At 59.1% G+C, this 11,739-nt stretch carries 9 protein-coding genes and 1 pseudogene; 6 read left to right on the top strand and 4 right to left on the bottom strand.

Annotated features, from left to right (window positions below; genetic code table 11):
• Nucleotides 1-2,558 (bottom strand): magnesium-translocating P-type ATPase (mgtA, locus tag AAC083_RS20720; RefSeq protein WP_108537608.1); only part of this gene is annotated, 2,558 nt, incomplete at its 3' end.
• Nucleotides 2,559-3,949: 1,391 nt separating this feature from the next.
• Between mgtA and AAC083_RS20715 the strand changes: the two genes are divergently transcribed.
• Together AAC083_RS20715 and AAC083_RS20710 are read left to right on the top strand one after the other, a co-directional pair.
• Entirely contained in the window at nucleotides 3,950-5,485 is a 1,536-nt protein-coding gene (locus AAC083_RS20715) for a methyl-accepting chemotaxis protein (RefSeq protein ID WP_258224799.1), read from the top strand.
• 124 nt (nucleotides 5,486-5,609) lie between these two features.
• Nucleotides 5,610-6,719 carry a YeeE/YedE thiosulfate transporter family protein gene (locus tag AAC083_RS20710; RefSeq protein ID WP_244462995.1) on the top strand — a complete coding sequence of 370 codons (1,110 nt, stop codon included), beginning with the start codon at nucleotides 5,610-5,612 and terminating at the stop codon, nucleotides 6,717-6,719.
• 361 nt (nucleotides 6,720-7,080) lie between these two features.
• Here the strand turns inward: AAC083_RS20710 and AAC083_RS20705 are convergent, their stop codons facing one another.
• On the bottom strand, nucleotides 7,081-7,764 hold the full coding sequence (locus tag AAC083_RS20705) for a chromophore lyase CpcT/CpeT (protein ID WP_181364842.1): 684 nt from the start codon (nucleotides 7,762-7,764) through the stop codon (nucleotides 7,081-7,083).
• A gap of 171 nt (nucleotides 7,765-7,935) precedes the next feature.
• Between AAC083_RS20705 and AAC083_RS20700 the strand changes: the two are divergent.
• Nucleotides 7,936-8,309: pseudogene (locus tag AAC083_RS20700) on the top strand (cupin domain-containing protein); the annotation flags it as partial.
• 74 nt (nucleotides 8,310-8,383) lie between these two features.
• On the top strand, nucleotides 8,384-8,833 hold the full coding sequence (locus AAC083_RS20695) for an SRPBCC family protein (protein ID WP_108537605.1): 450 nt from the start codon (nucleotides 8,384-8,386) through the stop codon (nucleotides 8,831-8,833).
• A 95-nt stretch (nucleotides 8,834-8,928) separates the two neighbouring features.
• On the opposite strand, the gene AAC083_RS20690 is transcribed toward AAC083_RS20695, so the two are convergent.
• Nucleotides 8,929-9,429 carry a DUF1993 domain-containing protein gene (locus AAC083_RS20690; RefSeq protein WP_108537604.1) on the bottom strand — a complete coding sequence of 167 codons (501 nt, stop codon included), beginning with the start codon at nucleotides 9,427-9,429 and terminating at the stop codon, nucleotides 8,929-8,931.
• A gap of 380 nt (nucleotides 9,430-9,809) precedes the next feature.
• Here AAC083_RS20690 and AAC083_RS20685 point away from each other — a divergent pair, with 380 nt between their 5' ends.
• Both AAC083_RS20685 and ydfZ read left to right on the top strand, forming a co-directional pair.
• Complete coding sequence (locus AAC083_RS20685; RefSeq protein ID WP_052449290.1) at nucleotides 9,810-10,271, top strand: hypothetical protein; 462 nt, start codon at nucleotides 9,810-9,812, stop codon at nucleotides 10,269-10,271.
• A 293-nt stretch (nucleotides 10,272-10,564) separates the two neighbouring features.
• Nucleotides 10,565-10,762: a putative selenium delivery protein YdfZ gene (ydfZ, locus tag AAC083_RS20680; protein WP_042033966.1), complete on the top strand. Its 198-nt coding sequence runs from the start codon at nucleotides 10,565-10,567 to the stop codon at nucleotides 10,760-10,762.
• A 199-nt stretch (nucleotides 10,763-10,961) separates the two neighbouring features.
• Here the strand turns inward: ydfZ and AAC083_RS20675 are convergent.
• A partial coding sequence (locus tag AAC083_RS20675) for a DUF4397 domain-containing protein (RefSeq protein WP_146181752.1) occupies nucleotides 10,962-11,739 on the bottom strand: 778 nt, incomplete at its 5' end.

Genomic DNA, 11,739 nt, shown 5'->3' with positions numbered 1-11,739 from the left:
GCCGTACTCTGCAGGAAGGGGATCTTGCGGGTCCGCAGCATGTGGACCACCAGGGTCTGGGAGACCAGCCCCTCGATGAACCAGCCCGAGTTCATGATGGCCTGACCGTTGACCAGGGGATCCATGCTGCCGTTGGCGGTGGCATACATGGCACCGGCACCGAACACGAACCACATCAGGCAGAAGGTGCTGATGTCAAACACGGAGGAGGTCGGACCGAGCCACAGCATGAAGCGCTTGATGTTGCTCGCCTCCCACTTGCGCGGCCGCTTGAGGAACTCGGGGTCCATCTTGTCCCACGGCAGCAGCATCTGGGAAACGTCATACACCAGATTCTGGATCAGCATCTGCATCGCCAGCATGGGCGCCCAGGGCAGCCAGGCGGAGGCCACCAGCACGGAGAAGACATTGCCGAAGTTGGAGCTGGCGGTCATGTTGAGGTACTTCAAGATGTTGCCAAAGGTCTCGCGCCCCTTGATCACCCCCTCCTCCAACACCATCAGGCTCTTCTCCAGCAGGATGATGTCGGCAGTCTCCTTGGCGATGTCGGCACCGCTGTCCACCGAGATCCCCACGTCCGCATCCCGCAGTGCCGGTGCGTCGTTGATGCCGTCACCGAGGAAACCGACCGTGTTGCCGTTGGCCTGCAACGCCTTCACCACCCGCGACTTCTGCAGCGGAGTAAGCTTGGCGAAGATGGTGGTCTGCTTGACCGCCTCGCACAGCGCCACGTCGTCCATCATCTCTATGTCCTTGCCGAGCAGCGGCACCCCCGGGTTCAGCCCCACGTCGCGACACACCTTGCTGGTGATGATCGGATTGTCGCCGGTCAGCACCTTGACCGCCACGCCGTAATCGTGCAGTGCACGGATGGCCGGGGCGGCCGACTCCTTGGGCGGATCAAAGAAGGTGAGGAAACCGCGCACCACCAGTCCTGCCTCGTCACTGGTCCGGTAGCTCTGCTTGCACTCGGTGGCCGGGATATCGCGGGTCGCCACTATCAGCACCCGATAACCGTCGGCGTTGTACTCCTCGCTCTGGCGCAACAGGGCACGGCGCTCAACCTCATCCAGCACGCGGATCTGCTTGCCGTCGTCAATGTAGCTGGAGACGGAGAGCATCTCCTCGACCGCCCCCTTGGAGACCATCAGCTGCTGGCCACCCTCATCCTGCACTATCACCGACAGGCGGCGGCGCACGAAGTCGAACGGCAGCTCATCCACCTTGCGGTAGCCAGCCGGCTTGCAGCCAGGTCCCAGCGCATCGGCGTGCTCTATCACGGCTATGTCCATCAGGTTCTTCATGCCGCTCTGGTGATGGCTGTTGAGCCAGGCCAGCTGCAGGATCCTGTCGTCCCGATTGCCACGGACGTCGTAGTGGTGCTCCAGGATGATCTTGTCCTGGGTCAGGGTGCCCGTCTTGTCGGTGCAGAGCACGTCCATGGCACCAAAGTTCTGCACCGAGTTGAGCCGCTTGACCACCACCTTGCGTTTGGCCATGGCCACGGCGCCCCGTGCCAGGTTGGCGGAGACAATCATGGGCAGCATCTCCGGGGTCAGCCCCACCGCCACCGCCAGCGCGAAGGTCAGCGCCGACATCCAGTCACCGCTGCTGACGCCGCTCAGCATGAAGACCACGGGCACCATCACCAGCATAAAGCGGATCAGCAACCGGGTGACGCTGTTCACGCCGCGATCGAAGCTGGTTTCGATGCGCTTGTGGCTCACCACGTTGCGGGCCAGCGAACCGAAGTAGGTATCGCTGCCGGTCGCTACCACTACCGCCTTGGCGGTGCCGCTCACCACGTTTGTGCCCATGAAGCAGATGTTGGTCAGGTCGAGCAGGCCCACCTCCCCCGAGCTGCTGCCGTCTGCCGACTTCTCGGCAACCGCCCCCAGGGTGTCGTACTTCTCCACCGGCAGGGCTTCGCCGGTCAGCACCGCCTGACTGATGAAGAGATCGCGGGATTCGATCAGCTTGATGTCGGCCGGGATCATGTCCCCCGCCTGCAGGTGCACTATGTCACCGACCACCAACTCGACCATCGCCACCTCCTTGCGCAAGGAGGGGGCCCCCGGCGAAGGTCGGCGCTGCACAGTGGCGGTGTTGCGTACCAGCGACTTGAGGGTTTCGGCCGCCTTGGCCGAGCGGTACTCCTGCCAGAAGCGGAGCAGGCCGCTCAGGCTGACCATGACGCCGAGGATGATCACCTTGACCCAATCCTCATCACCCGGGTCGGCCATCAGCACGTCCATCACGTAGCTGACCAGTCCGAGCACGATCAGCACCATCACGAAGGGGTTCTTGAACGCCTGCAGCAGTTGGATCAGCGGATGGGGCGGCTTGTCGTGGGTCACCTCGTTGGGGCCGAACTGGATCAGGCGGTTGGCCGCCTCGGTCGCAGTCAGGCCGTCGATATTGCCGCGCACGGCAGTGAGGGTGTATTCGAGGGACTTGTCGGCCTCGTCGAGCACCCGTGAGGAGAGCTTCTCATTGGCACGGCCAGGGGAGACGAATCCCTTTTGCTTGTGCCGGCTGGCGGTATGTTGTTGCTTCATAACTCTTTATCCTGATTTTCGCTTATAGCAAGGCCCTGTCGCGGGCCAGGCCAGGCGTCAGTTCTAATGTGAGACAGGCAATGGGCCCCCGGTTAGCGCAGGCGCAGCATGGCGCCGCCAGACGGCATGTCTGTCGGGCAAGCTTGCCAGCAGGTAGGGGCTATCAGGGATCAGGACTCCGCATCCTGTTACCCGCAGGGGGATCAGGTGTGGGGAGGCGTGGACCCCGAGGGTCGAGGCTTGGGCTCTTCGGTCATACGATATCCTCCGAGTGGGGTGGAAAGAGAGCAGGGCACAGCCACTGACAGCCAGATACACTGTCGCAGGCGGGCACAACCCGCGGGTCTGTATTATCGGCGGACGAGTCCGGTGATCCCACCACTAGAGCGGCATACACCCATAAAGGAAATAAGGATAACGACAGCTTGAAATAACTGGATGCCGGGCAGGGAATAATGTCAGCGATGCAGGGCGGGGGAAGACAACTTATAAAACCGCACCCCATGGAAATATTACGGCGCAACCCTTGCTACGACCGAAATATATTGAGCAATCACATTAATTATTTAATTTCGCAACCTGTCCTATCGAAAACGAATCTGTTTTCAATATGGTAGTGTCCATCTTGTTATTTTACGCTCGATCACTTCCCGGCCACGGCGCCGATGCACGGCTCCGACGCTGTGGCAGCCCTGACGGGCAGCGCCCGGGGCGCATGATGAAGCGTTCAATTGCAGGGGTCGCGAGGCGGCATGGCTCGCAGGTGAGCGGAACAATCCAGATTTACAACGACAATCCCTGATGAAGGCCGGAATTAAGCGGTTGTGAGAGTCGAAGGTGACTCATATAGATGCTGCACTCTATGCTGCACTCTGAGCAATCAGAGTGAGGGGGAAGAAAGGATATCAACCTCAGCTCTGGCAAGCCCACATCGCGATTTGCAATCGGCTACAACTGTCGCTTTCCATAATATCCTTCCATCTGTTGATAACACGCCGAGATTCTACCCAAAAGCATTCGAGGGCGCAAAATTTAAATTCGTTTTTTTAAAAATCAATTAAAAATAGCAATGTAATAATATTACGATGCCGCTGATCGGCTGCAATATCAGGCTGGTCAACCAGTCAGTTCCTTTCCCCATATACGCTCCCTCTCACTGAGCCTGGTCTACCATCCATGCCCTTCCCCACTACCGAAAAAGCCATCAAATACCGCGGACCGGGCCGTCTCTGAGGTTTCAGGGCGTTGGCTCAGGATAGGGCTATGCTATCCATGATATGGATTCGAATGGAGGTTACATGTTGAAGGCAATTCACAACCGCTCGCTTTTTTTCAGTCAAGCGCTGGGCATATTGATATTCATCGTATTGATATCAATCAGTTTTTTTGGAATGCACTCGGTAAAAAACGCAGCAGACAAGATGGGGGAAGGGAAAGATGTCGTCGCCGACATATTGCCTCCCCCGCTCTATCTAATTGAGTCCCAGCTGCTGGTCTACACCCTGCTGCATGCCACGGCAGATGAACAGGAGAATCTGCTGCAATCCCTCGCCCGCCTGGAGCAGGATTTCAACACCCGCAACCGCTTCTGGCAGGAAAGCGCACTGGATGAAGATCTCAAGCGGAGCCTTCTTGGTGAGCAGCGCACACAGGGCGAGCACTTCTGGCAACTCCTCAATGGTCAGTTCATTCCGGCCATCAAGCAGGGCAATCTGGAGCGCGCCACCGCCATAGCGGCTGAACTGCACACTATATACAGGGCTCACCGGCTCGGGGTGGATGCCACCGTCACCCATGGCAACCAATTTGCGACCGCACAGTTGGAACAACTCACCCAGACCACCCGGATGAGCTATTGGCTACTGCTGCTCGCGGCCCTGATGGGATGTACTCTGGTCTTCTGGTTGGGACGGCCAACCCAGCAACGCCTGCTGGAGGCAGGCAAGGCCACCGCCGCCATTGCCGCCGGTGCACTGAACTGCCCCATGCCAAACCCTGGCAACGATGCGATCGGTGATCTGATCCAACGGATTGGCAGCATGCGGGATCAGCTTTCAACGCTGGTGGCGTCACTGCAGCAGAGCGCAGGCTCGCTGAACGACCAGGCCACCAGCCTGACCACCCTCTCTCGCCAGCATGTCGATGATAGCCAAACCCAAGTGGGGGCGGCCAAGCAGGTTGAGCAGGTCATCGAGCAGCTATATGCCCTGATCCAGGAGGGAGATGCACAGCTGCAGCAGGTCAGCAACCTGACTTCCCAGTCAGAAGCTCACGCCAGTGCCACCCGGCTGGTCATACAAGGGGTGGAGCAAGTGATCCAGGCCCAGGCTCACGGAGTGAAACAGGTCTCTGGCACCATTGCAGACCTGGCCGGGTTATCCCAGCAGATATCCGGCTTGGCGGGGGTAATCCACGGCATCGCCGAACAGACCAACCTGCTGGCGCTCAACGCGGCCATCGAAGCGGCCCGCGCCGGCGAACAGGGGCGTGGCTTCGCCGTGGTTGCCGATGAGGTACGTTCACTGGCCAATCGCACCGGCGAGGCAACGACCGAAATCACTACCATCATCGGCAAGATACAGGATGTCAGCCAGAGAGCTGTGAGTGAAATGGATACCGAACTGACTCGGGTCGAGCAGACGGTAGGGCATGTTGCAGATGCCAAACAGAGCATTACCCGCATCGAGCAGAGCTGTGGCGAAATCTGCCTGCGGATCACCCAGGTCAGCACCCTGATGGGAGAAGAGAAAACACGGATCTACGGGATCAGCGGCAGCATCATTGAAATGTCACAGCTCGCAACCAAGGTCAACGACAACGCACGTCAGGCTGCGGAAGAAGCCGATACCGTGGCCCGACATTCACGAATCCTGACCCAACAGACCCAGCATTTTCACCTCGATACCCCCGCCAACCTCCGCAATTGACCATCTGGGACATGGCTAGCCCCCGTGTCCCGCAATCCTTACCATCAACCAAACCGATAGCATTGGACTCAATGTGGGAATAGGATGCACGGCTTCCATTCACTCATGACGCACAGGAAACAACATGAATCGAAAATGGTCGCTCCCCATCGTGGCACTCGCGGGGGGAGCGTTACTCTGGCTCGGCAACACCTTTGGTATGAAATGGGCCCTGATGGCCCTGATCGGATTCGGCTTCGGCTTCACCCTCTCCTTCAGCCGCTTCGGCATCGTGTTCGGTTGGCGCGAAATGCTGACCAAGCGCAACAGTTACTATGTGCGGGTTCACCTGCTCACCATCGCCATCGAGATCCTGCTGTTCACCGGCCTCCTCTCCTTTAGTCACGCCCTGTTTGGCAATGCCATGGTGGGCAACGTGATGGCCATCGGCATTCCCTTTATCGTCGGCGCCTTCCTGTTCGGCATCGGCATGCAGCTGGCGGGCGTCTGCGCCACCGGCACCCTTTACGGCTGTGGCGAGGGGCAGCCCCGCTTCTGGCTGGTGCTGCTCTGCTACGGCATCGGTACCCTTATCAGCAACCAGTTCCGCCCCACGCTGGATGCCACCTTCACAAGCCATGTGGTATTGGCCAAAGACCTCACCGGCAATCTCTGGAGCGGCATGCTGCTCAACCTGGCGCTGGTCGCCGTGCTCTTCCTGCTGTTTCGCAACAGCGAACTCAAACGCACCGGCGAGCTCAAGCCCCTCTTCAGCGGTGGCAACCTGTTTTGGCGCGACAGCCGCTTCACCGTGCTGACCGGCGGCATTCTCATCGCCCTGCTCAACTCCAGCGTAGTGGCCCTGCACGGCTCGGCATGGACCATCACGGGCGCCGTCTATGACATGGCGCTGCGCGGCGCCTCCCTGTTCGGCCTGTTCGAGGGAAACCCGAAACTGGCCCAACCGCTCTTTATCAATCCCATGGTCGGCATGTTCTGGCTCGGCATCCTGGGGGCCATGCTGGCGCGCTGCATCAGCGGGGGCGGCAACTTCGCCCCGATGCGGCTCGGCAACAGCCTGGCATCCATCATCGGTGGCCTGCTGATGGGGATGGGCGCCATGTACAGCGCCTGCAATCTGGGTGGCTTCTTCGATGGTACGGCGTCGGGCAGCCTGCACGGCTGGGTCTGGATGCTGATGGCCCTGGCCGGCAGCCTGATCGGCATTCGCCTGCGGCCGCTGTTCAAGCTCTGATCCTGCATCGCATAAACAACGGGGGGCCTGGCCCCCCGTTCGTGTCTTGGCAACCCCCACTCAGACCCCTTCACTGTTGGCAAAAGGCTCGCGACCCCCTGTCCAAGACAGGAATAATGCCATTTTGCCCTCCTTGCATACGGAGTCAGGCCGGCGCCATGGGCTCGATGCGGTGGCGATGCAATCGCACCAGGGGACAACCAAAGTCCCGGTGATAAATGCCCTGCCCACCCCGCGCCCGGTCAACCTGCGCTATTCGGCCAGGAAGTCCATGCCGCTGCGCCTCGGTTGCTGATCGATTACCCCAGCAACCACCGCCATGAGCTGGATCTGCCCGTATGAGAGGCAGGTCAGAACGGGATTACTCCCCGCGCAGCGTCGCCTTGCGCAGATAGACATAGCCCTCGCCCGGGCTGCCCCAACGCTGATGGGCCTCGTTGTCATAAGCCCGGTCCAGCAGCCTGACGCTGTCGGGGCCGATCCAGAGGTACTGCACCAGGGTGCTGGCGCCGCCAAAATTGGTGGCGCAGCTGCCGACCTTGCTGTGACCTGCGTACTCCCCCGAGGGTTGGCGGGTCAGCCAGATCTCGCAGCCCTGACGCAGGGAGAGCTGTTGCGGGGTGAGGGAGTTCAGCAGACTGGGATCGCGCCAGGCCCCGGCGAAGTCGACGGCTCTGGGCATGGTCAGTTCGGCCATCAGGATGCGACCATCAGGGACGGGAGAAAAGCGGTAGATACGCTGGCGAAACGGGCGCACCGCCCGCTCGGTCAGGAACTGCTCGGCATAGACCCAGCGAAAGCCCTTGTAGCCGGGCCAGATCTCCACCAACCGCAGCTCGGCACTGGTGAAACGGGTGTCATAAGTGGCCTGCTCCCAGCTGGATAACTCGCCGGAGAACCAGGATAGCAGCGGTTCCATGCTGACCTGTTCCGTTGTCGCCCTGGCCGCTGACGGGCCGGTCGGGATGGCGACAAAGGGGGTGGGCGCCGCCCATACCAGGCAGGTCCAGAGCAGCCCGCACAGGGCCGCCATCAGCGTGACCATCGAATCCTTCCGAATCATTTTCATGGCGGCGATTATATGAGCGAATGGCCGAAATAACCGCAACCTTGATCAAATCCTTGCCGATACATTGAAAAAGCACAGTGTTAGCGAACAGAAGTGACGGCAGCGCCGGGTTCCATGGCCCCGTCACCTGTCGGCACAGAGGCGCGTCACCACGAGATCGTCGAGCCCGGCCATCACACCAGCTGGCCCCACGCCGAAAAAACCGAGGATGAGTTCGTCCACGTACTGGAAGGCACGCCCGATGTCTGGCTCGATGGCGTGTTCCATCGGCGGCAACCGGGTGACTCGGTGGCCTTCAAGGCCGGTGACGGGCTGGCCCACACCTTTATCACCAACACCAACTAGTGCGGCTGCTCTGCATCGGCGACACGATTCGGGAGGACAACCGCATCCACTACACTGTCCATCCCGAACGCAATATCACCCTCGGCAAGCTGCACTGGAATGATGTGCCCGGGCGCGAACCGGGTGATCACGATGGCTTGCCAGACAAGCTGCGCGAGAGTAACGGCCCCTTCTGATCTGGCGGTCATACCGGAATGGCCCCGCGCTGACGACTACCCTTGATGCGGATCTCAACCAGGAGGCGTTGACCATGACGACGGGAACAGTACGACTGCACCGGGTGCTCAAGGCACCACCGATGCGGGTCTATCGGGCCTTTATCGAGGCGGATGCGCTGGCCAAGTGGCTGCCGCCACACGGCTTCACCTGCCGGGTGGCGCAGTTGGAGGCCAGGGTCGGCGGCCACTTCCGGATGGCGTTTACCAACTTCGGTACAGGCCACAGCCACGCCTTCGGCGGCGAGTATCTCGAGCTCGAACCCGGTAAGCGCATCCGCTACACCGACAGCTTCGACGACCCCGGGCTGCCGGGAGAGATGCGCGTCACCGTCAGCCTGACCGGAGTGCTCTGCGGTACCGAGCTTGCCATCGAGCAGGCCGGGATCCCCGAGCTTATCCCGGTGGAGATGTGCTATCTCGGCTGGCAGGAGTCCCTGACCCAGCTGGCCGCCCTGGTCGAACCCGAGATCCCGGCTGAGTAGCCGGGCACGGGCCCGAGCGGGTTGCGCGGGTCCGCCCGCCCAAAAAAGAGAGCCTGCCACATGGCAGGCTCTCTTCATTCCGGCAGCCCTGGGCCTTATTGCAGGTTCAACCCGCCCAGATAGTCCCGCTTGCCGAGATCGACCCCGGCGCGGCGCAGCAGGGCGTAGGCCATGGTGAGGTGGAAGTAGAAATTGGGGATGCCGTATTCATGAATGCAGGTATGGCCATCCATCACCTTGCCACCGGCCCAGTGGGGCACGTAGCGGGCGCTGGCATACTGGCTGTAGTCCGCGTCCAGCTTGCTCTGCAGAAAGACGATGGTCCTGGCTATATGGGCGCGCAGATCCGCCATGGTCTTGGGATCATCCCTCATCACAGGCAACTCGCTGTGGCTGGCGGTGGCCACCACGGCCCGCGCCGAATCGCAGCAGATCAACACCTGCTTGCTGAAGGGCAGCATATCGACGATCAGCCGATCGCCGAAGAAGTTCTCCACACTGAACAGCTTCACCTCGGCATGCGCTACGGCCTTGGCCAGGCACTGGTCAAGGTTGGTCAGCATCTTGATAAACTGGGCGGTAATGTCGCGATTCATGAGCACTCTCCATCTTGTTGAAACAGCGGCCCGGATGCGCGGCCACAGTGAATGAGACTGGCTAATCGGCCACCAATATAACGCAACTTTCCATCGGATAACCCTCATTCCCCCATAAAGTCTGGATCTTGCTGCGACAGGAGTTGGCCGACATAAAAGATCGAGTGTCTCATGCTTTTCATTGTGCGTGCCCCTGTCAGATTTACGCCTAAATTTGACCGATGCGTTTTTCGCCATCTGATATGGTTTTATTGGGTTTGCTACGGATATATTTAAGGAGTAAGGCGCAGAATATATTTGTAGCCAACCATATCTAGCTGCCTGATTCAGTAGCGAGATAGTTTTTTATATGCGCCTGTTTATACCAATGAGGGTTAAGCATGTCTTATATCGTGGAAATGACAGCACGGGCACTTGATAACGCTGACTGGACTCACGGAATGCCGGCAGGAAGTGGTTGGCAAGTCGTCAGTAATAAAAATAATGACCCCCAGGATTTCAATCAGGGAGCGGAAGGGAAATATATTTATATCTATTATCAGACTGGCACCAGCGGCAAGGGGGTCGCAGCCATGCGCTTTATTACCGGCAAAGATGCGACTGCTCCTACTGGCTGGCAAAAAGTGGATGTTGATCTTAATGACGGTGCTGGCGGTCAATATATCTATCTGTGCTATCAGAAAAATGCTGATGCTGACTATATCGCAACCTTGCAATCTGGATATGGTGATTCGGTAGAGAGTGCATTCTGCGATTTTGGCCGTAGCGCAGTGGTACTTGCTCAGGATCTGAATGAAGACGCCAAAGGCAAATTCATATATCTTGGATATTACTTCAATTAATCCAGCACCTATTTTATATCGGGAGCCTGCGATATTCTCGCGGGCTTTTTTACCAAAACTGCGCCGTAGCAATGGGGGCAAACGTAGCCCAAGCCAGTCATAGACATGCCGGGGAGCTGGGTGACCGGCAGAAGGTGACCAACCCGCCATGCCCGCTTTTACATCCCATGAATCCCTCTTTGCCCCTTTTTTGATCTGTGACATAAATCACCTTTTTCAGGGGCGTAGTCTGAAAGCCGTTGTCCTGGACACCAGCCAGTGTATCCACCAGGACCCAAGCAAAGGAGAATGTAATGAAGATCTATGACCGGAACCGAAATGTGTTGAACCTGGGTCAGCGCGTCATGATTGCCGCCACTGGCGCCGTCGATTGCCTGAAAGAGGCCCGCACCGACAACATGACCCCCTATCAGGCGGAGCATGAGAAGTGCGTGCTGCTGGCAAACACTCAAGAGCGTTATGCGCCCATCGAGTTGATTAGACTAGGCTGACTCCTACCCCTGTCACCCTACTCTTTACAATTCACCCGGCTCCGTCTGGCGGCCGGGTTTCTGACTCCCCTTCCGGTGTTGCCTTCCTGTTGGCTCAGCTCGCTCAAGCGTGCGAATGCCGATTTCCAGCCATAAAAAGACCCAAACTGAAGGCATCGGTTTGGGTCTGATTATCAGTCCATTGCATGACCGGGGGTCATCAATTGCTACTGGTGTCATCCAGGATCAGCAACTCCGGCTCCACACCACCGACACTGTCAGACAGCGCTGCGGCTGTTAACACCTGACCAGTAGCCAGGGTGACCGGCAAGGGGCCAATGACCGGCGTCTTGTCACCTGTCGCCGTGATGGTCACATAGTAATCCCCGGCAGCAATGGCAAGGTACTCACTGGATGCCTTGAAAGGCACTGCGGTGAGCGCTGGTGAAGCACCTGTGATATCCGAACCTGCGGTCAGATAGATATCGACGGCCGGTGCTGTGGGGGCAGCATGAAGCACCCGCAGTTGAGCCTCGGTAGCAACCGAACGCCCGGTATCAGTCAGTAACAGAGGCTCTATCGTTTCGCCGGATGGGGTCAGCAGCTGGCCCACGGCAAACAGGGAGTAACGAGCGCCCGCCTTGAGCGATACATCGCTGGCATTGATCACCTCCGGGGTGGCTGAGCCGGTTGGCGTGACCACAAAGTCATACGCGGCGGCGGCCAGGCCCAGGTATGAGGTGTTGCCCTTATAGGCCAATCCTTGCAGCGGGGCTGCTGTCGGCGCCGCGCCATTTACCCAGATATCGACGGCAGGTGCATCCGCAACGGCATGAACCACTCTCAGCTGTGCCTGCTCATCTGCAGACAAGATGGGCGTGGCACCATCACTACCGATAGCGAGCAGTTGTACCGGACTTGGCCCCGCCCCGAGGTTATCGATGGCCGCAATCAGCAGGTCGCTGCCCGCGCTGAGGGTCAGTGGGCCGGAGTCATAC

The organism is Aeromonas sp. HMWF014, assembly GCF_963878295.1.
GTDB lineage: Bacteria > Pseudomonadota > Gammaproteobacteria > Enterobacterales > Aeromonadaceae > Aeromonas > Aeromonas popoffii.
This window is presented reverse-complemented; position numbering and strand designations above follow the sequence as displayed.